Source organism: Streptomyces sp. NBC_00568 (genome assembly GCF_026341855.1).
Lineage (GTDB): Bacteria > Actinomycetota > Actinomycetes > Streptomycetales > Streptomycetaceae > Streptomyces.
Genome location: NZ_JAPENW010000001.1, coordinates 4,876,194 through 4,900,275 on the forward strand (window position 1 = coordinate 4,876,194; position 24,082 = coordinate 4,900,275).

At 71.5% G+C, this 24,082-nt stretch carries 21 protein-coding genes; 8 read left to right on the forward strand and 13 right to left on the reverse strand.

Annotation, left to right across the window (positions count from 1 at the left end; translation table 11 throughout):
• Positions 1-290 precede the first annotated feature (290 nt).
• Together OOK38_RS21130 and OOK38_RS21135 are read left to right on the forward strand one after the other, a co-directional pair.
• Complete coding sequence (locus OOK38_RS21130) at positions 291-872, forward strand: TMEM165/GDT1 family protein (RefSeq protein WP_266758225.1); 582 nt, start codon at positions 291-293, stop codon at positions 870-872.
• Positions 873-1,485: 613 nt separating this feature from the next.
• Entirely contained in the window at positions 1,486-2,148 is a 663-nt protein-coding gene (locus OOK38_RS21135; RefSeq protein WP_266758223.1) for an HAD-IA family hydrolase, read from the forward strand.
• Between the two features lie 340 nt (positions 2,149-2,488).
• On the opposite strand, the gene OOK38_RS21140 is transcribed toward OOK38_RS21135, so the two are convergent.
• Entirely contained in the window at positions 2,489-3,760 is a 1,272-nt protein-coding gene (locus tag OOK38_RS21140; RefSeq protein WP_266758221.1) for a peptidoglycan-binding protein, read from the reverse strand.
• 382 nt (positions 3,761-4,142) lie between these two features.
• Here OOK38_RS21140 and OOK38_RS21145 point away from each other — a divergent pair, with 382 nt between their 5' ends.
• Positions 4,143-6,101, forward strand: coding sequence for an MDR family MFS transporter (locus tag OOK38_RS21145; RefSeq protein WP_266765664.1), 1,959 nt, complete (start codon positions 4,143-4,145; stop codon positions 6,099-6,101).
• A gap of 3 nt (positions 6,102-6,104) precedes the next feature.
• Here OOK38_RS21145 and OOK38_RS21150 read toward each other — a convergent pair whose 3' ends face one another.
• On the reverse strand, positions 6,105-6,626 hold the full coding sequence (locus OOK38_RS21150) for a GNAT family N-acetyltransferase (RefSeq protein WP_266758219.1): 522 nt from the start codon (positions 6,624-6,626) through the stop codon (positions 6,105-6,107).
• A 238-nt stretch (positions 6,627-6,864) separates the two neighbouring features.
• On the opposite strand from OOK38_RS21150, the gene OOK38_RS21155 reads away from it, so the two are divergent.
• Both OOK38_RS21155 and OOK38_RS21160 read left to right on the forward strand, forming a co-directional pair.
• Entirely contained in the window at positions 6,865-7,674 is an 810-nt protein-coding gene (locus tag OOK38_RS21155; RefSeq protein WP_266758217.1) for a hypothetical protein, read from the forward strand.
• 410 nt (positions 7,675-8,084) lie between these two features.
• Complete coding sequence (locus OOK38_RS21160) at positions 8,085-8,498, forward strand: hypothetical protein (protein WP_266765663.1); 414 nt, start codon at positions 8,085-8,087, stop codon at positions 8,496-8,498.
• 171 nt (positions 8,499-8,669) lie between these two features.
• Here the strand turns inward: OOK38_RS21160 and OOK38_RS21165 are convergent, their stop codons facing one another.
• Positions 8,670-9,125: a DUF1992 domain-containing protein gene (locus OOK38_RS21165; RefSeq protein WP_266758216.1), complete on the reverse strand. Its 456-nt coding sequence runs from the start codon at positions 9,123-9,125 to the stop codon at positions 8,670-8,672.
• A 119-nt stretch (positions 9,126-9,244) separates the two neighbouring features.
• Here OOK38_RS21165 and OOK38_RS21170 point away from each other — a divergent pair, with 119 nt between their 5' ends.
• On the forward strand, positions 9,245-9,640 hold the full coding sequence (locus tag OOK38_RS21170) for a hypothetical protein (RefSeq protein ID WP_266758215.1): 396 nt from the start codon (positions 9,245-9,247) through the stop codon (positions 9,638-9,640).
• Positions 9,641-9,727: 87 nt separating this feature from the next.
• On the opposite strand, the gene OOK38_RS21175 is transcribed toward OOK38_RS21170, so the two are convergent.
• From OOK38_RS21175 to proP, 3 genes are all read right to left on the reverse strand, one after another.
• Positions 9,728-10,399, reverse strand: a complete 672-nt coding sequence (locus tag OOK38_RS21175) for an O-methyltransferase (RefSeq protein ID WP_266758214.1) — start codon at positions 10,397-10,399, stop codon at positions 9,728-9,730.
• 109 nt (positions 10,400-10,508) lie between these two features.
• Positions 10,509-11,651 (reverse strand): DUF2330 domain-containing protein, encoded by a 1,143-nt coding sequence (locus tag OOK38_RS21180; protein ID WP_266848675.1) that lies wholly within the window; start codon positions 11,649-11,651, stop codon positions 10,509-10,511.
• A 106-nt stretch (positions 11,652-11,757) separates the two neighbouring features.
• Complete coding sequence (proP, locus tag OOK38_RS21185) at positions 11,758-13,143, reverse strand: glycine betaine/L-proline transporter ProP (protein ID WP_266758213.1); 1,386 nt, start codon at positions 13,141-13,143, stop codon at positions 11,758-11,760.
• Between the two features lie 423 nt (positions 13,144-13,566).
• On the opposite strand from proP, the gene OOK38_RS21190 reads away from it, so the two are divergent.
• Complete coding sequence (locus tag OOK38_RS21190) at positions 13,567-15,615, forward strand: bifunctional glycosyltransferase 87/phosphatase PAP2 family protein (protein WP_266758212.1); 2,049 nt, start codon at positions 13,567-13,569, stop codon at positions 15,613-15,615.
• A 98-nt stretch (positions 15,616-15,713) separates the two neighbouring features.
• Here OOK38_RS21190 and OOK38_RS21195 read toward each other — a convergent pair whose 3' ends face one another.
• Complete coding sequence (locus OOK38_RS21195; RefSeq protein ID WP_266758211.1) at positions 15,714-16,958, reverse strand: cytochrome P450; 1,245 nt, start codon at positions 16,956-16,958, stop codon at positions 15,714-15,716.
• 329 nt (positions 16,959-17,287) lie between these two features.
• On the opposite strand from OOK38_RS21195, the gene OOK38_RS21200 reads away from it, so the two are divergent.
• Positions 17,288-18,457 (forward strand): steroid 3-ketoacyl-CoA thiolase, encoded by a 1,170-nt coding sequence (locus tag OOK38_RS21200; RefSeq protein ID WP_266758210.1) that lies wholly within the window; start codon positions 17,288-17,290, stop codon positions 18,455-18,457.
• Positions 18,458-18,647: 190 nt separating this feature from the next.
• On the opposite strand, the gene OOK38_RS21205 is transcribed toward OOK38_RS21200, so the two are convergent.
• From OOK38_RS21205 to OOK38_RS21230, 6 genes are all read right to left on the reverse strand, one after another.
• Positions 18,648-19,334 (reverse strand): YoaK family protein, encoded by a 687-nt coding sequence (locus tag OOK38_RS21205; protein WP_266758209.1) that lies wholly within the window; start codon positions 19,332-19,334, stop codon positions 18,648-18,650.
• Between the two features lie 193 nt (positions 19,335-19,527).
• The gene (locus tag OOK38_RS21210; RefSeq protein ID WP_266758208.1) at positions 19,528-20,319 is read right to left on the reverse strand and encodes an ABC transporter permease; all 792 of its coding nucleotides are present in this window, start codon (positions 20,317-20,319) and stop codon (positions 19,528-19,530) included.
• The gene (locus OOK38_RS21215; protein WP_266758207.1) at positions 20,316-21,341 is read right to left on the reverse strand and encodes an ATP-binding cassette domain-containing protein; all 1,026 of its coding nucleotides are present in this window, start codon (positions 21,339-21,341) and stop codon (positions 20,316-20,318) included. Before OOK38_RS21215 ends, OOK38_RS21210 begins: the two co-directional genes overlap by 4 nt.
• Before the next feature lie 60 nt (positions 21,342-21,401).
• On the reverse strand, positions 21,402-22,244 hold the full coding sequence (locus tag OOK38_RS21220) for a DUF4097 family beta strand repeat-containing protein (RefSeq protein ID WP_266758206.1): 843 nt from the start codon (positions 22,242-22,244) through the stop codon (positions 21,402-21,404).
• An 82-nt stretch (positions 22,245-22,326) separates the two neighbouring features.
• On the reverse strand, positions 22,327-22,845 hold the full coding sequence (locus OOK38_RS21225) for a toxin-antitoxin system HicB family antitoxin (RefSeq protein ID WP_266758205.1): 519 nt from the start codon (positions 22,843-22,845) through the stop codon (positions 22,327-22,329).
• A gap of 477 nt (positions 22,846-23,322) precedes the next feature.
• The gene (locus tag OOK38_RS21230; protein ID WP_266758204.1) at positions 23,323-23,742 is read right to left on the reverse strand and encodes a transglycosylase SLT domain-containing protein; all 420 of its coding nucleotides are present in this window, start codon (positions 23,740-23,742) and stop codon (positions 23,323-23,325) included.
• Between the last annotated feature and the right edge of the window lie 340 nt (positions 23,743-24,082).

Below are 24,082 nucleotides of genomic sequence, written 5' to 3' on the forward strand. Positions count from 1 at the left end.
GTCGCGTACCATGGACGGCGCAGAAGGGGAGTAGCTCTTCGCCGGACCGTCGACATACTGCTCAGCTCGTCTGAGCCGGCGCCCGGAGGCAGGTCTCGTTCCACGAGGCCGGCCAGCGAGACCTTCGGCAAGCAGTGCACTTGCCCGTGCCGGGCCCTTCCGGCGTGGGTACTTCTGCCCGCGCCTCCCGGTGCGGGTATCGCTGTGTGCTGCCGTGCCGAGGTGTCGCGCAGTCACAGCACGCGCAGTCGCAACACTCTCGGCGGGGCAGCCCGACCGATTGAGGAATTTTGATCAGCTTCAGCGTGATGGCGCTCGTCTTCGGTGTCGTCTTCCTTGCCGAACTGCCGGACAAGACCGCCCTCGCCGGCCTCGTCCTCGGCACGCGCTACCGCGCCTCGTACGTCTTCGCCGGTGTCGCCGCCGCGTTCGCCGTCCATGTGACGCTCGCCGTCGCGGCGGGCAGTGTGCTGACGCTGCTGCCGCAGCAGATCGTGCACGCCGTCACTGGTGTGCTGTTTCTCGGCGGGGCCGCGGTGCTGCTGATGAAGAAGGACGAGGACGAGGGGGAGATCCGCAAGCCGGAGAACCAGAGCTTCTGGAAGGTCTCCGGGGCGGGCTTCATGCTCATCCTCGTCGCCGAGTTCGGCGACCTCACGCAGATCATGACGGCGAACCTCGCCGCGCGGTACGACGATCCGCTGTCGGTGGGGCTCGGTGCGGTGCTGGCGCTGTGGGCTGTCGCGGGGCTGGGGATCGTGGGCGGCAAGGCGCTGATGAAGCGGGTGCCGTTGTCGTTGATCACCAAGGTGGCGGCGGTGCTGATGCTGGGGCTGGGGGTCTGGAGCCTGTACGAGGCTGTCGCGGGCTGAGCCCGGCGGGGTCGCTGGCGCTGGCGTTCCGGGTGTGGGTCCGGTGTCCGGCCGGCCACCGGACAGCTGGGTCGGGTGCCGGTCAGCTGGGTCGGGTGCTGGTCCGGTGGGTGGGTCGGGGCCGTGCCGGTACATCCCAGTCCGTCGCCGCTGGATCAGACGTGGGCTACCTGTGCGAACCGCTGCTCGATCCGAACGTAAGCGACGGACATAGGGATGTACCGGCACGGCCCCTCCCGTGCGCCGCCGACTGCGGGTGCTTCGTGGTGTGGGAGATGTCCCGCCCGCGATGTAAGGCCCCTGCTGTGTGTGGACGGGGGTGGGTGCTTCGTGGCTCGGGGGGCGTCTCGCTCGCGAGGTGTGGCGCCTGTCGTGCGCTGTGGTTGCGGGTGCTGCGTGGCTTGGAGGTTGTCGTCCCGCCCATGCGTTCATCTCGTCCGTTTCAAGCGTTTCGACCATTTCGTGTGCAGGGGGTGGTGGCGCTGGGGGAGGTAGTTTTGTATGTTGTAGGAACAAAGTGGCTCCCGCCCGCACATCCCTGACCGGCGGGCGGGGCCGCCTTGTTTCCCGGGGGGCATGTTGGACCTCCCTATCTGCGCCTTGGAGCATGCCGATGACGACGGCCATCACCGTTCTGACCGCCCGCGCCTTCCTGCTCGACATGGACGGCACCCTCGTCAACTCGGACGTCGTCGTCGAGCGCTGCTGGCGCGGCTGGGCCGACCGGCACGGGCTGGACGGGGACGAGGTCATGAAGGTCGTCCACGGCAGGCAGGGGTACGCGTCGATGGCGGTCCTGCTGCCGGACCGGCCCATGGAGCAGAACTACGCGGACAACGCGCGGATGCTGGCCGAGGAGACCGCCGACATGGACGGCGTCGTCGCGATTCCGGGAGCGCCGGAGTTCCTCGCCTCCCTCGCCGGAGTGCCGCACGCGCTCGTCACCTCCGCGGACGTGGCGCTGTCGACCGGGCGGATGGCCGCGGCCGGGCTCGGACTTCCCGACGTGCGTGTCACCGCCGAGTCGGTCGGTGCCAGCAAGCCCGACCCCGCGGGCTTCCTGAAGGGCGCGGCCGAGCTGGGCGTCGCGCCCGAGGACTGTGTCGTGTTCGAGGACTCCGGGGCGGGGATCGCGGCGGGGCGGGCCGCCGGTATGAGGGTCGTCGGGGTCGGTCCTCGGGCGGGATTCCACGGGCCGGATGTCCTTGTACGGGACCTGACCGAGGTACGGGTCGAGGCCCTCGCGGACGGGACAGTTCGCCTTCACATCGGCTGAGGGCTGACCTTCGCATCGACTGAGTCGCCGGGCGGGGAGGGGGCTGGGGCGGGGATTCTCGCCCCCTCCGCCCCTACCCGACCCGTACCCGGGGCTCCGCCCCGGACCCCGCTCCTCAAACGCCGGAGGGGCTGAAACCGGAGGGGCTGGATCTTCGCCACGTGCGACCCGCAGCCGGGATGCGGCGGGAGGGGCCGTGCCGGTACATCCCGAATGTCCGTCGCTTACGTTCGGATCGAGCAGCAGTTCGCACAGATAGCCCACGTCTGATCCAGCGGCGACGGACTGGGATGTACCGGCACGGCCCCGACCCACCCACCGGACCCAGGCCCGACGCCGGTCACGGCTCGGTCGTCTCCGCCTCCAGGCTTGCCCGGGTGGCGGTGCCGTAGACCCCCGGCTCGTCACCCGAGATGCCCCGCGCCCACTGGTACCAGCGCACCGCGTCCTCGAGGCGGCGGTCGAACCGGCCGTCGGCGTTGCGCATGTACATCCTCAGCTGGGTCATCCGCAGCTGGAGTTCGGTCACCTCGGGGCCGCTGTCGCCGCGTCGCAGGGTCTGCGCTGACACGCCGTTCGAACCGCTGCCCGTGGACGCCACCGATCCCGTCGGGGTCGCCTTCGCGCTCGGGGACGTGGACGCGGGTGCCGACGTGGCCGACCGGGACGGTGATGCCGAGGTGTCGGACTCGGACGCCGACGGCGACGGGCTCGCGCTCAGGGAGGAGGCCGGAGCCGACGGCGCCGAGGACGTGGCGGACGTGCTCGCGGACGGCGACCCCGAGGTCTTGTCGGACAGCACCTCCGGCGCGCTCGCGCGGACGTCCTTCGGCAGTGCGCCGTCCCGCGCGGGAGTGTCGTACGACAGCAGTCCGCTCGCGAACCCCGCCGCGGCCACCATCGTGACCACGACTCCGGCGACGGCGATGACCCCGGTTCGCCGGCCGCGCCCCGGCCGATCGGAGGCAGGGGCCCCCGATCCGGGCTCGGGGGAGCGGTCCTGGAAGAGGCGGACGTCGGTGGCCCGCGCCTCCGACGGAAGTGCCTTCAGCCGCATGGTCGCGTCGGCGGGAACCGTGGCCGGTCCCCTGGTCGCGTCGGCCGGAACGGCGTTCAGCCGCATCGTCGCGTCGGCCGGAACGGCGTTCAGCCGCATGGTGGAAGAGGCGGCGTCCTCTCCGTTCGCCGGCGGCATCGGTATCCCGCCCGCCGGCGTGACCCCGTTCGGCCACGTGTCGTCGCCGTTCACCGGCGCCGTGCCGTGCGGAGGCGCTCCAGGGCCGTCCAGCGGCGTGGAGGCGCCCTCCGGGGCCCAGGAGCCCGCCTCTGCGGTCCAGGCGGCGGGGCCGGGGTCGCCCGGGGCCGCCTGGTCCGGATGCCCCGCGTTCGCACCGGGCAACTGGCCCCCTCCGGGATGCCCGGAACGCTCCGGGCCCAGCTCCACGTAGGGCCGGATGCGCAGCGGGTTGAAGTCCTCCGTCGCCGCGGCCTCCGCCGTGCGCGCGTCACGCAGGGCGTCGGACGCCCTGCTGGTGCAGGCGCAGGACGGGGTGCCGTCCTGCGCCCGGTGTGCGGCGCACTCGGGGCAGACATGCCCGGTCGGTTCAGTCACGAGTGGGTCCCTCCCCCTGAGATTTCCAGAGATTATCCGGACGACCTTCATACAACCTTCAAGCAGCCCCCCGGAATCCAGGATTCCGGTCGGTTCGACAGGCCATAACCGGACACACCGATCAGGATGGAGGGTGACCGGGACCCTCGGGGCTCAGGGAGGCCGCATGACCGGGGACGCGCACGGTTCGGACACGCCCGCCGGCCGGGGGACGGAAGGCGCGGACGAGTCGACCGGCGTCGGCACGGGCGGTCCGACCGGCCTGCACGAGTCGATCGAGGTGAGCGAGTCCGCGGTGCGGCGCCGCACCGCGGCCGCCACCGACGCCCGGGACACGGTGCACGGCAGCGTCTTCGTGTCCATCGGCGCGCTGCTGCTCGGCATGCTGCTCGCCGCGCTGGACCAGACGATCGTCTCCACAGCCCTGCCGACCATCGTCAGCGATCTCGGAGGCCTGGAGCATCTGTCCTGGGTGGTCACGGCGTATCTGCTCGCGTCGACGGCGGCCACCCCGCTGTGGGGCAAACTCGGTGACCAGTACGGCCGCAAGAAGCTGTTCCAGACGGCGATCGTGATCTTCCTGATCGGATCGGCGCTGTGCGGCATGTCCCAGAACATGGGCGAGCTGATCGCCTTCCGGGCGTTGCAGGGACTCGGCGGCGGCGGGCTGATGGTGCTGTCGATGGCGATCGTCGGCGATCTCGTCCCGCCGCGTGAACGGGGCAAGTACCAGGGGCTGTTCGGCGCGGTGTTCGGTGCGACGAGTGTGCTGGGGCCGTTGCTCGGCGGACTGTTCACGGAACATCTCAGCTGGCGCTGGGTCTTCTACATCAACCTCCCCGTCGGCGTCGTCGCGCTCGCGGTGATCGCGGCGGTCCTGCACATCCCGAAGAAGTCGGCCCGGCACGTCATCGACTACTTCGGTACGTTCCTGATCGCCGCCGTCGCCACCTGCCTGGTCCTGGTGGCCTCGCTGGGCGGCACCACCTGGGACTGGGGCTCGCCGCAGATCATCGCTCTCGCCGTCCTCGGCGTGGGTCTCGCCGTCGCCTTCGTCGTGGTGGAGCGGCGCGCGGCCGAACCCGTGCTGCCGCTCAAGCTGTTCCGTGTCCACACGTTCACGCTCTCCGCGATCATCAGCTTCATCGTGGGCTTCGCGATGTTCGGCGCGATGACCTACCTGCCGACGTTCCTCCAGGTCGTGCAGGGCGTGTCGCCCACGATGTCCGGCGTGCACATGCTGCCGATGGTGTTCGGGCTGCTGCTGTCGTCCACGGCCTCCGGCCAGATCGTCAGCCGTACCGGCCGCTGGAAGGTGTTCCCGATCACCGGCACCGGGGTCACCGCCCTCGGCCTGCTCCTGCTCCATCAGCTGGACGAGAACAGCAGCACGGGGGAGATGAGCGCGTACTTCTTCGTCTTCGGCCTGGGCCTCGGCCTGGTCATGCAGGTGCTGGTCCTGATCGTGCAGAACGCCGTGTCGTACGAGGATCTGGGCGTCGCCACCTCCGGCGCGACCTTCTTCCGGTCCATCGGCGCCTCGTTCGGCGTCGCGATCTTCGGCACGGTCTTCGCGAGCCGCCTCGGCGACAACCTGACGAAGACACTGGGCGGGCAGCAACTGCCCCCCGGCATCACCACGGACTCCCTGAAGGCCGACCCGAAGGGGATCGGCCAGCTGCCCGCCGATCTGCAGCAGCCCGTCCTGCACGCGTACGCGACGTCGATCACGGACGTCTTCCTGTACGCCGCCCCGGTGGCCCTGCTCGGCTTCGTCCTGGCCTGGTTCCTCCGCGAGGACAAGCTGCGCGCCTCCGTTACGGCCCCCGATGTCACGGAGACGCTCGCCAGCAACCCGGTCGAGCGGTCGTCGTACGACGAGGTGTGCCGGGCGCTGTCCGTGCTCGGCACCCGGGAGGGGCGCCGGGAGATCTACGAGAGGATCACCGCGCGCGCGGGCTACGACCTGCTGCCGGCGGCGAGCTGGCTGCTGCTGCGGATCAAGAAGTACGGGTGGGCGGAGCCCTCTGTCCTCGCCGAGCGCAGTGTCGTGCCCCTGGACGTCGTCCTGGCCGCCACGCGGCAGGTCGAGGAACGCCGGCTCGCCCGCCGCGAGGGCCTGGACCTGGTCCTGACCGACGCGGGCCACGAGGCCGCCGGGAAGCTGTCCCGGGCCCGCGAGGAGTCCCTCGCCGAGCTCCTCGGCGACTGGTGGGGGCCGGACCGCCCGACCGACCTCACCCAGCTGGTGGCGGAGCTGAACGACGAGATGTGCGGCTCCGACGCGGAGCGGCCCCACGAGCGCACGCTGCTCGGCCGGCCCCAGGGAGAGATGGGCTGAGCGTCAGCCGGTCAGGTCCTTGCGGAACCAGTGCTCGGCGTAGGCCTCGTCGTTGTGCGCCGCGGTCTCCTCGTAGCCGTGCCGGGCGTACAGCGTCCGCGCCTCGACGAGGTCGCCGCGGGTGTCGAGGACCAGCCGCCGGGCGCCCAGGCCGCGAGCGGCCTCCTCGGCCGCCGCCAGCAGAAGGGGCGCGCCGCCCTTGCCGCGCAGGTCCTCCCGGACGAAGACGCGGCGCAGCTCGCCCGTGGTGGCGTCGACCATCCGCACCCCCGCCGTGCCGCCGGGCTCACCGTCGTACCGTGCGACGAGCAGCACACCCGTCGGCGGCGCGAACTCGCCGCCGGTGTGCGCGGCGATCTCCCGCTCCAGCTCGCCGGGATCCGTCGTACGCCCTTCGTGCAGCAGGTACCACCGGTCGCTGACCTCCGTGTAGTACGCCCGCCAGAGCGCGGCGGCGACGGGGGAGTCGAAGGGTTCGGGGGCCACGCTCCAGGAAGCGGGCGTGCCGGAAGGCGATCGGGTCATGCGGGTCATTGTCGTCAGGCGCCGCCCCCGGCCCGCAACCGGATTGCGGCGCGGTCCCGAACAGCCCCACGCGGGGCGGGCGTTGCCGGTGCTGTCGGGTGGGCGACGGACGGGTCGCCGGCGTGCGGCCGGTTCCGGGTCGCGGCGGTCGGGGCGTGCGCAGGCCGTTTGAGGAGCGCCTTCCGGGCAACCCGGTCCAGGAACCGGCCCGTTGGGTCGAGAACCCCGGAAGGCACCCATGTCCACAGGCGTGATCATCGCTCTGATCGTGATTGTGGCGGCCGTTGCCGTTGTCGCGGCCGCCCTGCTGCTCCTCAACCGAAGGCCGCCCGGCGGGCGCACCCTGCGGCGGCGCTTCGGACCGGAGTACGACCGGACCGTCGCCCGGCACGACGGCGACACCAAGGCCGCCGAACGCGACCTCACCGAGCGGGTGAAGCTGCACGGTTCGCTGCGCGAGCGGCCGCTCGAACCCGCGGCCCGCGAACGGTACGCGGCCGGCTGGACGGCAGCCCAGGAACGCTTCGTCGACTCGCCGCAGGAAGCGGTCGCCGAGGCCGACCGGCTGCTCGGTGAGCTGGCCGGTGCGCGCGGGTTCCCCGACGAGGGCCGTTACGAGGAGCAGGTCTCCGCGCTCTCCGTGCACCACGGACACCATGTCCACGGCTACCGCCGCGTGCACCGTGCCGCGCTGGCCCGTACCGGCGGAGGCCAGAACGGCGGCGCCGACACCGAGCAGATGCGCGAGGCGATGCTCGAGGCCCGCGCCCTCTTCGACGACCTGCTGACCCCGACCCGTGAGGACACCTCCCCCGACCGTGCACGCGGCACGGACGACGTGAGCGAGCCCCGGCCCGCCCACCCGGAGCGCACCAGGCGGTTCGGCATGAGCAAGGACGCCCGGAGCCCCGAGCCCGCGGAGACGACGGAGAGCACCGCGCGCGCCCAGCGCACCGAGCGCACCGAGACCACGGAGAACTCCACCCCCGACACCCGCTCCCGCCACCTGCCCTGGTCTTTCACCAGGCGTCAGGCGAAGGGGAGTTGAGGAAGGTGAGCACCATGAAGCCAGACCAGGATCCCGAGCGGACCCCCTCCCGCGAGCCGGGTGCGATGAAAGGCCGTGTGACCCCTGTACCCGCCGAGCGCTCCCGGGACGACCGGGCGATGGCCGGCGAGGGCACGGCGGACCGCGCGGACGAGAACCGCGGGGAGGCCGAGGAAGTGTCGCGCCGCGAGGCTCTGAAGGGCCATGTCGATCCCGCGTCCGCCGACTCCGCCCCGGGCGACCGGGCGGGGACCGGCGACGGCGTGGCGGCCCGGACGACCGGGACCGGTGTGCCGGACCGCGAGGCCGCGGGTGTCTCCTCCGACGAGCGCGCGAAGCCGCGTGCCGACCGGAGCCGTGCGGGTGCCGGCGGCACGTCGCGCGAGACCGGCAGCCCCGCAGTGCCTCCCATGCCCCGTGGCGCCGACGCGGTGCGCCGCGACGGTGAGCGGCGGGACGCCGGGGGAGCGCTCCCCAAGGGCGGCCCGGCGGACACCGAGGGCCGCGCGGACGCGCGGGCGGAAGGCGGCTCCGGGCACGGCGAGCGGCTGCTGCCGTTGGACGAGCACGACAAGTTCTCGCTGCGGATGCGGCACGCGGTCGGCGGGTTCGTCGACGGGCCGCAGGCATCCGTGGAGGAGGCCGACCATGTGCTGGAGGAGCTCGCGGGCCGGTTCACGGAGGCCGTGACCCGGCGGCGGCGCACCCTGCGTACGTCCTGGCAGTCCGGCGGCGAGGGCAAGGCGACGGACTCCGACACGGAGCAACTCCGGCTCGCCCTACGGGACTACCGCGAGATGACCGAGCGGCTCCTGAAGCTCTGAGCGGGCTCGGACACCTCCGCGCTCGCCGGTGAGGCCGCGCCCCGGACCATGTTCCGGGGCGCGGCCTCACGGCGTTCGCGCGGACCGTCGTGTCCCTGGGTGCCGCGCGGCTCATCATGCAGCGGGACTCCGCCGGATTCCGTCCGGTGTTCCCGCGGTCCCTCCGCGGCCTCAGGCGGCTCCGCCGTCTCCCCGCTCCCCGGGGGGCCGGGCCTCGGGGGCCGGGTCCGCCCGCGCCGCGTGCCACTCCCGCACGATCTTCTCCACGTCGTAGGGCTTGAGCCCGAGGGGAGGTCCCGGCGGCGGCTTGAACATGACCTCGCGGATCTTGGCGTTGATGTCCTCGACGATCCGCCGTACGGCCCGCTCCGAGGGGGCCACCGACGCCGCGACGAGGGCGTCCTCCGCCTCCTTGCGCAGGGCCAGGGTGGGCGGCAGGACCGACAGCCCCTCACGGACCATCTTCCGCTTGATCCACCAGAGTTCGTCGTACGGCGTGTCGGTGATCTCCGGCAGCGGCTTGCCCGCGCCGGGGAGTTCCGCGAACTCGCCGCGGGCCTCCGCCTGTCGGATCTGCCGGTCGACCCAGGACTCGAAGCTGACGCCGGGTGGCTTGCGCTCGGTCATGGGTCCATTGTGCCGGAGGTCGCACCACGAGGGGAAAGGTCGAATTATCATGCGGCGGCGGCGAAGCAACGACGTTTCGCGTCGGCACCATTGGACCAGCACCTCACGAAGGAGCGCGCGTGCTCGAACTCACCATGGCCTCGGTGTCCGGGGCGGACGCCGGCGCGACGGCCGGGATGCTGATGGCCGACGCGCCGAGCGACCCCGGAGCCATGCTGCGGGTGGGCCGGGACCGGGCCGTGTGCCGTCTCGCGACCCCCGACGACTGGCTGTTCGTGTCCCGGGTCCACCTGGAGTTCCTCTGCGGCCCGGACGGCTCCTGGCAGGTGACCTGGCTCCGTGGCTCCCACACGGAGCCGTCCTCCGAGGTCCGGCTGATCCTGGCGGGGCTGGCGGCCCAGCCGCTTCCGTACGGCGGGACGGCCAAGTTGCCGACGGGCGGCTCCGGCGAACTCGTCATCCACGACCGCACCGGCCCCCGCACCGTGAACGTGGGCTTCTACCACGAGGCCTAGGACCGGCTCCGGCACGGAAACCGGTGCGAAGGCCCGGGCGAAGGGCCGAGGGCCGGTGCGGGTGGGCGGCCGGGCGGGACGAGGTGATCAGGCGAGTACGCGTGCCAGCGCGAACCCGTCGTACCCCTTGCTGCCCACCGTCTGCACCGCCGTGCCGTTCAACTTCGGGTGGGAGGCGATCAGTTCGAGTGCGGCCCGGGTGCCCAGCACGCTCGGGTCGGTGCTCGTCCCGTCGGTGACCGCTCCGCCGCGGACGACGTTGTCGAGGACGATCACGCTGCCGGGCCGGGTGAGCCGGACCGCCCACTCGATGTAGTGGGCGTTGTTCACCTTGTCCGCGTCGACGAAGACGAAGTCGAACGGCTCCGGGTTCTCGTCCGCCAGCTTCGGCAGCGACTCCAGGGCGGGCCCCACCCGCACCTCGGTGATCTCGCCGAGCCCGGCCCGGGCGAGGTTGGCGCGCGCGACCTCGGCGTGCCGGGGGTCGTACTCGAGGGTGATCAGCTGCCCGTCGGCGGGCAGGGCGCGGCCCAGCCAGATGGTGCTGTAGCCGCCGAGCGTGCCGATCTCCAGGATGCGGCGGGCGCCCTGGATCTCGGCGAGCAGCTGGAGCAGCTTGCCCTGGTTCGGCGCGACGTTGATGGGGGGCAGTCCGGCCGCGTCGCTGTCGCGCAGCGCGGCGGCCAGGGTCTCGTCGGCGGGGGCCAGGAGGGTGGTGAAGTGGTCGTCGACGTCGTTCCAGACCTGCGACTCGCTCATGCACCGGGCCTTTCGTATGCCTAGTTAGATGCGCTAAGGACTTCCGGGGACGAACTTAGTCCTCGACGCCGGTGCCTGCCAGCTCGATTCGGGCGCCCGGGGCCCGGTCTCAGCCGATCGGCGGCGGGATCCGCACCGGAGGGGGAGGCGGGACCGGCCGGCGGCCGCGGGCCCGCACGAACGCCCCCACTACCACCGCCGTGAGCAGCAGCGCCCCGCCCACCGTCAGGAGCCACACCGGAGTCCCGCCCACCCTCAGCAGCCGGTCCTCGTGGATCACCCGCCGATGGGCGGCGTCCGTCGCGGTGCGGCGCAGATGATGGTCGCCGGAGATCAGCGACGGCCGGGGGAACTCCTGGTCGATGGCGGTGAGGTAGTCGGTGCCGCCTTCGGTGAACCGGGCCAGCGGGTCCGAGGCCGCCTCGACGCGGCCCGCGTACACGACCTCGGGCCGGTCGCCGCCGATCGCCGTGCGCGGCTCCATGCGGTGCGCGGCGAGGACGTACAGGCCGAGCGACTGCGGGGTCTGCGCAAGCCGGGAGAGCCGCATCGGGTAGATCAGCTCGTCGCTGGCGAAGGTGAGGTGCAGGGGATCGAGGGTGCCGCCCAGCGGAGTGCCGGACTTCTCGGGGGCCAGCCGGATCGCCACGTACTCCCAGCCCAGGTCGACGTACGGGCGCAGCGCCCGGTCGAGCCGGGACGGCAGGCGGAATCCGTTGTCCGCGAGCCAGTCGCCGAGGGCGCCCGAGTCGGTGGCGGTGAGACGGGCGACGTCGAAGGGGCCCAGGCGCTCGCGGCCGACCACGTCCACCGAGGGAGCCGTCGCGCCCGCCCGAGGAGCCGCCGCGGTGTCGGTGTCGTGGGTGAAGGGCCAGTCGCCGTCGTGCGGCCAGAAGTGGTGGCGGGTCCGGTGCTCGGGCGCGGTCGCCCCGGTGAGCTGGTCGAACAGGGCGCTGCTGCCGAGTTCCACGGTCGCCCGGTGCGGGACCGGCATGATCCACGCGGCCTCGCGGGCGTCGCCGGTGACGGTCAGGGACATCACGATCTGTTCCTCGCGGCCGTCCCAGCGGACGGCGGACAGCTCGCGGCCGACGCCGACGTGCCGCCGCGCCTCCGGCACCATCGCGCCGCACCCGCAGGCATAGGCGGGTGCCACCAGGGACCCCAGCTGGAGCATCAGCAGCGTCAGGAGGACGGCCGGCAGCCGCCCCCGTGTCCGCCCTCGTTCGCCATTCGGCAGCCGCGCGCGCATCCCCCGTAGCCCTTCCGTCGTGCCGTCGGACAGGGACTCAGACGACACGACGGAGGCCGCGGTTCCAGGGCTGGGCGGGGGAGGGCGCGCCGCGGGAGGCGCGGCGTCAGTGCCGGGCGGGCTCCACCGCGGGCGCGGAACCCGGCAGCGGGCGGCCCGCCGACTCCGTCATGAACCACACGGCGACGCCACCGATCACGGCCGCGGCCATCATGTAGTAGGCGGGCATCATCATGTTCCCGGTCGCTCCGATGAGGGCCGTGACCACCAGCGGGGTCGTGCCGCCGAAGAGCGATACCGAGATGTTGAAGCCGATGGACAGCGAGCCGTAGCGGACCCGGGTCGGGAAGAGCGCCGGGAGCGCGGCGGGCATCGCGGCGGTGAAGCAGACCAGCAGCAGGCCGAGGGCGCCCATGCCGAGCGCGATCGCGAACAGGCTGCCCTGGCGGATCAGCAGCAGCGCCGGGACGGACAGGGCGAGGAAGCCCACGCAGCCGGCGGCGATCACCGGGCGGCGGCCGATCCGGTCGGTCAGCGCGCCCGCGAAGGGCTGCACGATCATCATCAGCGCCATCACGCCGAGGACCACGAGCAGACCGTGCGTCTCGTCGTACTTGAGCTCACTGGTCAGGTAGCTCGGCATGTAGGACAGCAGCATGTAGTCGGTGACGTTGAAGACCAGCACCAGGCCCACGCACAGGAGCAGGGCGCGCCACTGGCCGGTGATCATCTCGCGCAGCGGCACCTTCGGGCGGTCGGCCTCGGACTTCTCGATCTCCGCGGCGAACGCCGGGGTCTCCTCGAGCCGCATTCGCAGATAGAGGCCGATGATGCCCATCGGGCCCGCGATCAGGAACGGCACGCGCCAGCCCCAGGACAGCAGGTCCTCGGTGGACAGCAGGGCGGTCATGAGGGTCACCAGGCCCGCGCCGCCGATGTAGCCGGCGAGCGTGCCGAACTCCAGCCAGCTGCCGAAGAAGCCGCGCTTCTTGTCGGGCGCGTACTCGGCGATGAAGGTCGAGGCGCCCGCGTACTCGCCGCCGGTGGAGAAGCCCTGCACCAGACGCGCCGCGAGCAGCAGGATCGGAGCGCCGACGCCGATGGCGGCGTACGACGGGATCAGGCCGATCGCGAAGGTGCCCGCCGCCATCATGATCATGGTGAGCGCGAGGACCTTCTGGCGGCCGATCCGGTCGCCGAGCGGGCCGAAGACCATGCCGCCGAGCGGGCGGACGAGGAAGGCCGCGGCGAAGGCGCCGAAGGTCGAGAGCAGCTGGGCGGTCGGGTTGCCGGAAGGGAAGAAGACCTTGCCCAGGGTCACCGCGATGTAGCTGTAGACACCGAAGTCGAACCATTCCATCGCGTTGCCGAGCGCTGCCGCCTTCACGGCGCGCTTGACCAGTGCGGGGTCGGTGACGGTGACCTCGGGGGAGGCCGGGCGGGCGGGGGTCGGGACGGGTGCCGCGGGGGCTGTCGGGGTCGCGGTCGGCAAGGGCCTTCCTTTCGCCGGGGACAGGGACGGGTCCGCCCGGGGGCGGACCGGAGGCCCACCCGGAGGCGGACCGAAAAGCGACCTTAGGCCGGATCGTCCGCATGACGTACGGTGCGCGACCCGCAGCACAGCGCACCTAAAAGCGGCGTACGCAGGCGCGACGCGGCGGCCGGGGGTGCCCCTTCCCGGCCCCGCCTGTGATCTATGTCCCCAGCCCGGAGCGGAACCGGAGCCTTCGTGCGCCGCGGCCTTCCGGGTGGAGCCGTGGCCTTCCTGGTGAAAAGCGGGCAAGCGTCCGCTGAAGTGGGGGTTTCCAGCTCTTTTCGACGGAAGCGGCAGACGCCCCATAAGGTCCTGATATGGAGTGACGTAAGGGATGCACAAGACACACCGGAACCAATGGGTCGGGAGGGCCGACGGGGCGTGGCGAACGTGGAGCACGGCGGACGAGCGGGCGATGCCTTCAGGGGGGCGGCGGAGACCGCGAGAACACGGGTGCGCGCGCTCCGTGTCGGGCTGTGGATGATCGCCGCGATACTCGCCGTACGACAGGTCGCCGCCGTCCTCAGTACGCCTACTCCGGAGCGGCTGACGGACCTGGAGACCTGGGTCGGACCCCACGGCGTGCTCCACGTGAAGGGCTCGCTCTACGACTCGACACGGTTCACCGGCACCCCGTTCGGCGGACTCGTCCTCAAACCCCTCACCCGGTCGGCCGAACAGGCCCTCGGCTATGGCTGGACCTTCGGCACCCTGCTGCTGGTCGTCGCGCTCGGACTGGTCGCCGCGCGCGCCCTGCCGCACCCCGTGAGCCGCCGTACGTCGCTGCTCGCTGCCCCCGTCGCCATAAGCCTGCTCATGCTGTCGCTGCCGGTGCGCAACGCCCTCTACCTCGGCCAGACCAGCATCATCCCGGTGCTGCTCGTCCTGCTCGGCTGCTTCGCCGTCCGCGGGGAGTGCGTCTGCGGGGTCCTCATCGGCCTCGCGGCGGCCCTCCAGCCGACCGTGCTGCTCTTCGCGCCGCTGCTCTGGTTCACCGGCCGCCGCCGTGCCGCCGCCTCCACCGGGATCACCTTCGCCGCCCTCACCGCGCTCGCCTGGGCCGCGATGCCCCACGACTCGAACACCTACTGGGTGCACCACCTGGGAGGCGTCGGCCTCGGCAAGGACGCCGACGACCTCGCCAACCAGTCCCTGCACGGCGCGCTGCTGCGGTTCGGCCTCAGCGGGCCGCTGGAGATCGGCCTCTTCCTGGCGCTCGGCGTGGCCGTCGCCGTCTTCGGACTCCGTCGCGCGGTGCGCTACGCGCGCGACGGGCAGCTGCTGCTCGCCGTGGCGATCACCGGCTGCGTCGCCGTCGCCGTCTCGCCCACCACCTGGCAGCACCAGCTGCTGTGGGTGCTGCTCGCGCTCGTCGGCCGGGTCGGCAGGAAGACCTCGGACCGCCCCATGTGGCCCGTCGCCGTCATCCTCGTCATGACACTGCCGGCCAGGATGATGCTGCCGGGCACACCGGCGCTCTCGCCGGTGCGCGACGACGTGGTGCTGATCGCCGCGCTGGCCGCCGCCACCGTCGTACCGTTCCTGTCCCGCACCTCGGAGTTCTACCGGGCACCGATCCCCACCTGCTACGCGGAGCCCGTCCCCGCCCGGTGGAAGCAGGTGCCGCTGCTCCCGTTCCTCGGCCGGGTCCTCGCCCGCCCGAACCTGCTGCTCGAACTGCTCCTGATCCGTGTCGGGTACGCCGCCTACCAGCAGGTCAGGCTCGCCGCGACGGGGGGCACCAGCTCCGGCGGCCGGGCCGCGGCCGAGCACCACGGCGACCAGATCCTCGCCATCGAGCGGTTCCTGCACCTCGACATCGAGCACTGGGTCAACCACGCGGTGGTGAAGGTCCCCTTCCTGCGGGACTTCTTCGACTTCTACTACGAGTCGTTCCACTTCGGCGTCCCGCTCACCGTCCTCGCCGTGCTCTACGTCCGCCGCCCCGCCGACTACCGCTGGGCCCGCTCCGCCCTCTGCTTCGCCACCCTGCTCGCCCTGGTCGGCTTCTGGCTCTACCCGCTCGCCCCGCCGCGCCTGATGCCGGGCCTGGGCGTCATCGACACCGTGCACGGCGTGCAGGACTTCTCCAAGCCGGACTACGGCACCCTGACCGAGCTGACCAACCAGTACGCGGCGATGCCCTCGCTGCACTTCGGCTGGTCCCTGTGGTGCGGGCTCGTCATCGCGGTCCTGGCGCCCAAGTGGTGGATGAAGGCACTGGGCCTGCTGCACCCGTTCTTCACGGTCTCCGCGATCGTGGCGACCGGCAACCACTGGGTCCTGGACGCCGTCGGCGGCGCGGCCGTGGTCGCCGCCGGCTTCGGACTGACCCACGTCCTCCAGGGCCCGCGGCCCCGGGCGCCGAGGGAACCGGTCGAGGCCGGCTCGAGGAAGCCGGTCCCGGCGACGAGCCGTACTCCGAGCTGATCCGGGGGAGGCAGGGGTCGGGCGCGGGGGATGCCCCTGCCTCCCGCGGGACGGGCCGACGGTGCCGGGAGACCGTCGGCCCGAGCGTGCGGCGCCCGCTAGAGGTGACTGACCTGGAGTTCCTTGACCCCGTTCAGCCAGGCGGAGCGGAGTCGGCGCGGGTCGCCGGCGAGCCGCAGGTTCGGCATCGCGTCGGCGATCGCGTTGAAGATCAGGTCGATCTCCAGGGTGGCCAGGGACTTGCCGAGGCAGAAGTGCGGACCTCCGCCGCCGAAGCCGAGGTGCGGGTTGGGGTCACGGGTGATGTCGAAGACCTCGGGGCTCTCGAACACCTCGGGGTCGTTGTTGGCGGAGGAGTAGAAGATGCCGACGCGGTCGCCCTTCCTGATCCGCTGTCCGCCCAGTTCGGTGTCCTGGGTCGCGGTGCGCTGGAAGGCGACGACGGGGGTGGCCCAGCGGACGATCTCCTCCGCGGTGGTCTTCGGCCGCTCCCTCTTGTAGAGGTCCCACTGGTCGGGGTGGGTGAGCAGGGCGTGCATCCCGTGCGTGATGGCGTTGCGGGTCGTCTCGTTGCCGGCGACCGCCAACAGCAGGACGAAGAAGCCGAATTCGTCGGAGGCGAGGTTCCCCTCGTCCTCCGCCGCCACCAGGGTGCTGACGATGTCCTTGGCGGGGCACTGCTTGCGGTCGGCGGCCATGTTCATCGCGTACGAGATGAGTTCGGTGGCCGACTCGGCGCCGATCTCCTCGGTGATCGCGTACTCCGGATCGTCGTACGCCACCATCTTGTTGGACCAGTCGAAGATCTTGACGCGGTCCTCCTGCGGGACGCCGATGAGCTCGGCTATCGCCTGCAGGGGCAGTTCGCAGGCGACCTGGGTGACGAAGTCGAAAGCGCCGTCGGGGCCGGCCTGCGCGAGCGCGTTCGCGACGATCGAACCGGCCCGGGCGCGCAGGGCGTCCTCCAGGGAGCGGATGGCGCGCGGGGTGAAGCCGCGCTGCACGATCTGGCGGACCCGGGTGTGCTCGGGCGGGTCCATGTTGAGCATGATGAGCCGCTGGACCTCGATCTGTTCGCGCTGGATGTGCTCGTTGAAGCGGATGACGGCGGTGTTGAGGAACGAGGAGAAGAGCTCGGGGTGCGTGGAGACGTACTTGACGTCCGCGTGCCGGGTGACGGCCCAGTAGCCGTCGTCCTCGAAGCCCGCGACACCGGGCTGTTGCGGGATCCAGTGGACCGGTTCGGCCCGGCGCAGCTCGGCGAACTCCGGGAGGGGCACGCGCTGGTGCAGTACATCGGGGTCGGTGAAATCGAACCCGTCGGGCAGCGCTGGACAGGGCATCGGCAACTCCAGGTCTCGCGCCTACGGTGGTGACGGCCCGTTCCCGCGGGCGGTTCTGACGGTCCATCAGGAACGTGGAATCGCCGTGAAGGTAGTAACGGGTTCTACAAGTGGCAAGAGGCGCGGGCCTCCGAATTGCGTGCGGGATTGGTGCAGATCACGACTTCGGGAGCTGCAGGACCCTTGCGGCGCGGGGGGTTCGCTCAGCAAACTGCACGCAGAACTGGTACGCGTTCTAGTTCTGCGCGGTGGGTGGGCCGGGACGCCCCGCGCTGCGCGGTTCAGCAGGGCCTGGCCGCCGGGCAGGCCTGAGGAGAGGACGAGCCCCCATGGCCGCGGAACCCGTGATCGTCGAAGCCGTACGGACCCCCATCGGCAAGCGCGGAGGCGCGCTCGCCAATCTGCATCCCGCCTACCTCCTGGGCGAGACCTACCGTGAACTCCTCGGCCGCACCGGCATCCACGCCGACTGCGTCGAGCAGATCGTCGGCGGCACGGTGACCCACGCCGGCGAGCAGTCGATGAACCCCGCGCGCACGGCCTGGCTGACGATGGGACTGCCCTACGAGACGGCGGCGACGACGGTCGACTGCCAGTGCGGCTCCTCGCAGCAGGCCTCGCACATGGTCGCCAACATGGTCGCGGCGGGTGTCATCGACGTCGGGATCAGCTGCGGCATCGAGGCGATGTCGCGGGTGCCGCTGGGCTCGGGTTCCAAGCACGGTCCGGGCAAGCCGTTCCCCGACGAGTGGAACGTGGACCTGCCCAACCAGTTCGAGGCCGCCGAGCGCATCGCGCGCCACCGCGGTCTGACCCGTGAAAACGTCGACTCCCTCGGGCTCATCTCGCAGGAGCGGGCAGCCATCGCCTGGTCCGAGGAGCGGTTCAAGCGCGAGACGTTCGCCGTGCAGGTGCCCACCACCGAGGACGAGCAGCGCGCCGGGCAGGGCATGTGGCGGCTCGTCGACCGGGACGAGGGGCTGCGCGACACGTCCATGGAGGCCCTGGCGAAGCTGAAGCCCGTGATGCCGACGGCCGTTCACACGGCCGGCAACTCCTCCCAGATCTCCGACGGCGCGGCCGCCATCCTGTGGGCGTCCAAGCGGATGGCGCGGGCGCTGAAGCTGCGCCCGCGGGCACGGATCGTGGCCCAGGCGCTGGTGGGTTCGGACCCGCACTTCCACCTGGACGGTCCGATCGACGCCACCCGGGCCGTGCTCGGCAAGGCCGGGATGTCCCTGAGGGACATCGACCTCGTCGAGATCAACGAGGCCTTCGCGTCGGTGGTGCTGAGCTGGGCGCAGGTCTTCGAACAGGACCTGGAGAAGGTGAACGTGAACGGGGGCGGCATCGCGCTGGGCCACCCGGTCGGCGCCACGGGAGCCCGGCTCATCACCACGGCCCTGCACGAACTGGAGCGCAGGGACAAGGAGTTCGCGCTCATCACGATGTGCGCGGGTGGGGGGCTGGCCACCGGGACGATCATTCAGCGGTTGTAGCCCGCCGACGGCGTCGGCGACGCCGGATTTCCGCCGTCGGGGTCGGGTAACCGACGATCCAGGAAGGGGACTTCACCCGGATCGTGCGGGAGGCGGACGCTCGGATGCGGCGGACGCTCGGCGCCGCGTGACGTGGCGGCCGTCTCCGTCGCCGGTCGGCGGCCGTCGGCGACCGGTCATGGTGTCGGACCTACTCCGTCCCCGACGCCGTCACCGCGAGGGCCGCCGCCACCAGTGCCGCGATCAGCAGGGGGATGCCCAGGCCGTGGTGCAGGACCAGCCAGGCGCCGAGCAGGGCGCCCGCCAGCATGGCGAACACGGAGGCGGTGCGGCGCGGGGAGTGGTGGCTCGCGCCGCCGCCGAGGCGGGAGTCGGCGGCCAGGCCCGTCAGGGTCATCGTCAGGACGGTGGTCGTCAGGTCGGCCACGCCGAGCTTGCGGACCGTCGCGTTGCGCAGGCCCATCGCGAAGGCCGTGACGGCGATCAGGGTGTACGCGGTGGCGGTGGCGTCCGGGGCGGCGAAGGCGGCCGCCGCGCAGGCGGCCATCAGGACCGCCTCGGCGGCGAACGTGCCGCGGGCCCACGCGCGGCGCGAGCCCTTGCCGAACCGCACCGCGATCCGCCCGCCGGCCACCGCGCCCGCCAGGAAGCAGCACAGCGAGGTCAGGGTGTGCGACACGGAGAAGCCGGGTGCCCCTGCCGCGGCGAAGCCGAGCACCACGACGTTGCCGGTCATGTTCGCCGTGAAGACGTGTCCGAGGCCGAGGTAGCTCACCGCGTCGATGAGTCCGCTGACCACGGTCAGCGACAGCAGCGCGAAGGTCAGTCGCAGTCCTCGTGACTCCGGGTCGCGTGGTGTGGCCGTCTGCGTGGTCATGGAGCTCAGTCCACCACGGGGGGTCTCGGGTGCGGCCGCGCTCGGACGCGGGTGCGGCGTGCTTTCGGGCGACGATCGCGGCGGCGTGGGCCCGGCGGGCGGCCGGGAACGCCGACCGGGCGGCGTACGCCCGACGAGGTGTCGGAGTACGCCGCCCTCGGGCGGGACGAACCGGGGGAGGTGGTCCGCCCGGTCACTTGGGGTCGCGGTCGAACACCGCCTTCGACCAGCGGTAGCCGAGCGCCGCCAGGGCCAGGCACCAGGCGATGGTGATCCAGCCGTTGTTGCCGATCTCGGTGCCGAGGAGGAGTCCGCGCAGGGTCTCGATGGCGGGGGTGAAGGGCTGGTACTCGGCGATCGGCTGGAACCAGCCCGGCATCGCGTCGACCGGGACGAACGCGCTGGAGATGAGCGGCAGGAAGACCAGCGGCAGCGCGTTGTTGCTGGCCGCCTCGGCGTTCGGGCTGACCATGCCCATCCCGACCGCGATCCAGGTGAACGCCAGGGCGAACAGGGTGAGCAGCCCGAACGCCGCGAACCACTCCAGGACGGTGGCGTCCGTGGACCTGAAGCCGATGGCGACGCCGACCGCGCCGACGAGGACCACGCTCATGATCGACTGCAGGACACTGCCGACGACGTGTCCGATGAGCACCGAACCGCGGTGGATGGCCATGGTGCGGAAGCGGGCGATGATGCCCTCGGTCATGTCGTTGGAGACGGACACCGCGGTGCCGACGAGGGTGCCGCCGATGGTCATCAGCAGGATGCCCGGCACGAGATACGCGATGTACTCGGAGCGGTCGGCACCGCCACCGCCGATGCCCGCGCTCATCACGTCGCCGAAGACGTAGACGAACAGCAACAGCAGGACGATCGGCGTCAGCAGCAGGTTGAGGGTGAGGGAGGGGTAGCGGCGGGCGTGCAGGAGGTTGCGGCGGAGCATCGTGGTCGAGTCGCGTGCGGCGAGGGAGAGGGTGCTCATCGGACGGTCTCCTTGGGCTGGTTCGGCTGCTGGGTGGGCTGCTGGGTGGGCAGGGTGGTGCTGCCGGTCAGGGCGAAGAAGACGTCGTCGAGGTCGGGGGTGTGCACGGTGAGTTCGTCGGCTTCGATGCCGGCGGTGTCGAGTCGGTCGAGGATGGTGCGCAGGTCGCGTTGGCTGCCGTTGCTGGGGATCTGCAGGGTGAGGGATTCGTCGTCGCGGGTGGTTTCGTCCAAGGCGTGGGTGGCGGACCGGTAGGCGGCGGGGTCGGTGAAGCGGAGGCGGACGTGTCCGCCGGGGACGAGGCGTTTGAGTTCGTCGGCGGTGCCTTCGGCGGCGATCTTGCCGTTGTTCAGGACGGCGATGCGGTCGGCGAGTTCGTCGGCTTCGTCGAGGTATTGGGTGGTGAGGAAGACGGTGACGCCGTCGGTGACGAGTTCGCGGATGATCTGCCACATGTTGTGGCGGGAGCGGGGGTCGAGGCCGGTGGTGGGTTCGTCGAGGAAGATGATCCGTGGGTTGCCGACCAGGGTCATGGCGATGTCGAGTCGGCGTTTCATGCCGCCGGAGTAGGTGGAGGCGGGTTTCTTCGCGGCTTCCGTGAGGTCGAAGCGTTCCAGGAGTTCGGTGGTGGCCTGTCGTCCCTCGGCGCGGGAGAGGTGGTGCAGGTCGGCCATGAGGAGCATGTTCTCCTCGCCGGTGATCAGGCCGTCGACGGCGGAGAACTGGCCGGTGACACCGATCGCGGCACGGACCGCCTGGGGGTCCGCGGCGAGGTCGTGGCCCGCGACCTGGGCCTGCCCTCCGTCGGCCGAGATGAGCGTGGACAGGATTTTCACAGCGGTGGTCTTGCCGGCGCCGTTCGGGCCGAGCAGCGCGAACACGGACCCGGCCGGGATGCGCAGATCGATGCCGTCGAGCACGGTCTTGTCGCCGTAGGACTTGCGCAGACCGACCGCGGAGACGGCGGCGGGTCGCTGGGGAGCGCTGTTCCGGCTGGACGTGGGCATGACAGATGAAGGCATGGGGCCCTCCGGTCGAAGGCTGAAGTGGGTGAAGGGTGGGGCCGGTCGGGGCGGTGACGCTCAGGCCTTGGCGCGGCGGATGTCGATGTTGCCGTACCGGGTGCGGGCGCGGACCTGGACGGTGTCCTCGCTCTGCTCCGGGGTCTCGGACGCGGTGAGTGTGTTGCGCACCTGGCCGGAGCCCGAGCTGACGTCGAGCCAGGCGGCCGTGCCCTCGCGGACACCGACCTCGATGGCGCCGTAGGAGGTCTCCAACTGGACGGTGCCGCGGGCCACTTCACCCACCCGCAGGGTGCCGTGGGCGGTGGTGGCGGTGACCGAGTCCTCGGCACGCCGGATCTCGATGTCGCCGTTGGCGCCGCTCACCCGCAGTTCGCCGGTCGCGGCGCCGACGGTCGTGGTGCCGTGCGAGTTCTTCAGGACGGCCGGACCGTCGACGATGCCGACGCGCAGGCTGCCGGAGCTGGTGGTGATCTCAGCCATGCCCTCGACGCGGTCCACGGTGATCGACCCGTGCGACGCCTTCAGCTGCAGCGGTCCGGTCGTGTCGAGGCGGACGTCGCCGGACGACGTCTTCACCCGGACCTCGCCGAGCCGGCCCTCGCCGAGCACCTGGGCCCAGGAGCCGGTCATGTCGACGCGCGAGCCCGTGGGCAGTTCGACCGTCACGTCGACGGTGCCGGTGCGGCCGAACAGATTGGACTTGGGCGTCCTGACGGTCAGTGCGCCGCTCGTGTACGTGACCTCGGTCTGCTCGGCCGTCCGCACGTCCAGGTCCTTCTTCGGGTCGCGGGGCCGCACCTCGACGACCGTGTCGAGACGGTCGACCGCGGTGAACTGGATGGAACCGGCCTCCACGTGCGTCGTGGCCGAGATCGCTTCAGGAGTTTCGAAAGAAGGCATGGCTGTCCCGTCCTCTTGAGTCTCTGGGGCGTCCCCGCTGGGGGGACGTGGTGCTGATGAGGTGGAGCGGGCGGAGGCGCGGCTAGCGCACCCAGCCCGTGAAGCTCTGTCCGACGGTGCGGGCCTTCTCCGTCGTACGCGGCCTGGTGTCGCCGTCGACCGCGGACGACACGGCGCGCACCAGCCACGCGTTGACCGACAGGCCCTCTCGGTTCGCGGCCTCCTCGGCGCGGGCCTTGAGGTGGGCGGGCAGGCGCAGGTTGACGCGGGCGGTGCCGCCCTCGTCGCCCTCGGCCGGGACCGGGGTCCTGAACGATTCGACGGGCGAGGCCGGCTCCGCGGGGGCGCCGCCGTCGGCGGGCGGAAGTGTCACCACGAAGTCGGGGTCGAGCCCGCGCAGCCGTACGTCGACCGAGCCGGGGGCGAGTTCACGGGTGATCTCGTCCATCGCGGCGGAGAGCACGTTGAGCATGGTCAGCCGGGTCGCCGACTCCAGGGGAGCGGTGAGCCTGTCGGCCAGCTCGCGGGCTTCGTCGCCGCCGGCCTCGGCAGCCACCGCGAGTTCGCGGCGGAGGGTGTCGACATACGGGGTGAGGTCCATAGCGCCATCATGGCACCACTGTGGTGCCATGCGCAAGCCTGAATGGTGCCGCGCGGCGTGAATGTGGGGGCGGCCGTTCTACCTGCGGAAATGCGGAGAGGTGGCTCGGTCCGCTGGGGTGTCATGGGTGCGCGCGGGCCTTTGGGCGGCCGGAATGGCGTCAAGTGGCACCCGGTGGCACCCGGTGGCACCCGGTGGCACCCGGTGGCACCAGGTGGTGCCAGTGGGTGCCACTCGGCTCGCGTGATGGCGCGTGATGGCGCGTGATGCCAAGTGGTGCCGCGTGACGTCAGGTGCTGGCACGCGATGGCACGCGATGGCGCGAGGCGGCACGCGATGGTGCCGAAAACGATCCGCCTCCACCTCGCGGTCCGCCGCCGGCACTCGTCCGCGTGGGGAAGTCCGGGCACGCCGAAGGCGGCGACCCCGGGGTGTGGGGTCGCCGCCTTGTGTGTGGCTGTGAGGCCTGTGGGCTGATCAGTACCAGCCGTTGGCCTGCCAGAAGTTCCAGGCGCCGGCAGGGCTGCCGTAGCGCGAGTTCATGTAGTCCAGACCCCACTTGATCTGGGTCTTGGGGTTGGTCTTCCAGTCGGAGCCGGCGGTGGCCATCTTCGAACCGGGGAGAGCCTGGACCAGGCCGTACGCGCCGGACGAGGAGTTCGTGGCGCTGACGTTCCAGCCGCTCTCGTGCTCGACGATCTTGCTGAAGGCGTTGAACTGCGCGGCGTCCGGAATCATCTTGTGCGCGATCGACTTCGCGGAGGAGGCGGCGGTGGGCGTGGCGGCCTGAGCGGGCGCCGCGGCCAGAACCATACCGGTGGTGGCAGCGGCCACGGCGACACCGGCGAGGGCCTTCTTCGGGGAAGCGACGATGCGGCGGATGACAGAGACGGACACGGAGAACCTTTTTCTTCGGGGACATGGAGTCGCTCGCATGCCGTGACCACGTGGTGTGTGGAGGGGGCGTACGTCGGCGCCGCGATCCCGAGTGGGCTCGTGGCGCCTGGCGACTGCTCCAGAGAAACAGGCTCGAGCCGCGTCCGCAATGACCCCTTTTACTAGTCGTGGTCGCATCCGGGGTGAAAGTCCCTCATGTGACGTGGCTCTCAAACCCCAGGTCAGAGGGTATGACGACGCGTTCATGACATGGCGTGAGGTCTACGAAGCCGCTTCGTATGTGACCTGGGCCCTGTGGCCCGGTTCACCCCGCACCTGACGGACAGTGCGGGGCGCCGCA

Coding starts and splice junctions, on each gene's coding strand:
- OOK38_RS21135 (WP_266758223.1), top strand. CDS start 1,486: ATGACGACGGCCATCACCGTTCTGACCGCCCGCGCCTTCCTGCTCGAC.
- OOK38_RS21145 (WP_266765664.1), top strand. CDS start 4,143: ATGCTGCTCGCCGCGCTGGACCAGACGATCGTCTCCACAGCCCTGCCG.
- OOK38_RS21150 (WP_266758219.1), bottom strand. CDS start 6,626: ATGACCCGATCGCCTTCCGGCACGCCCGCTTCCTGGAGCGTGGCCCCC.
- OOK38_RS21155 (WP_266758217.1), top strand. CDS start 6,865: ATGTCCACAGGCGTGATCATCGCTCTGATCGTGATTGTGGCGGCCGTT.
- OOK38_RS21160 (WP_266765663.1), top strand. CDS start 8,085: ATGCCCCGTGGCGCCGACGCGGTGCGCCGCGACGGTGAGCGGCGGGAC.
- OOK38_RS21165 (WP_266758216.1), bottom strand. CDS start 9,125: ATGACCGAGCGCAAGCCACCCGGCGTCAGCTTCGAGTCCTGGGTCGAC.
- OOK38_RS21175 (WP_266758214.1), bottom strand. CDS start 10,399: ATGAGCGAGTCGCAGGTCTGGAACGACGTCGACGACCACTTCACCACC.
- OOK38_RS21180 (WP_266848675.1), bottom strand. CDS start 11,651: ATGCGCGCGCGGCTGCCGAATGGCGAACGAGGGCGGACACGGGGGCGG.
- OOK38_RS21195 (WP_266758211.1), bottom strand. CDS start 16,958: ATGCCCTGTCCAGCGCTGCCCGACGGGTTCGATTTCACCGACCCCGAT.
- OOK38_RS21200 (WP_266758210.1), top strand. CDS start 17,288: ATGGCCGCGGAACCCGTGATCGTCGAAGCCGTACGGACCCCCATCGGC.
- OOK38_RS21205 (WP_266758209.1), bottom strand. CDS start 19,334: ATGACCACGCAGACGGCCACACCACGCGACCCGGAGTCACGAGGACTG.
- OOK38_RS21210 (WP_266758208.1), bottom strand. CDS start 20,319: ATGAGCACCCTCTCCCTCGCCGCACGCGACTCGACCACGATGCTCCGC.
- OOK38_RS21215 (WP_266758207.1), bottom strand. CDS start 21,341: ATGCCTTCATCTGTCATGCCCACGTCCAGCCGGAACAGCGCTCCCCAG.
- OOK38_RS21220 (WP_266758206.1), bottom strand. CDS start 22,244: ATGCCTTCTTTCGAAACTCCTGAAGCGATCTCGGCCACGACGCACGTG.
- OOK38_RS21225 (WP_266758205.1), bottom strand. CDS start 22,845: ATGGACCTCACCCCGTATGTCGACACCCTCCGCCGCGAACTCGCGGTG.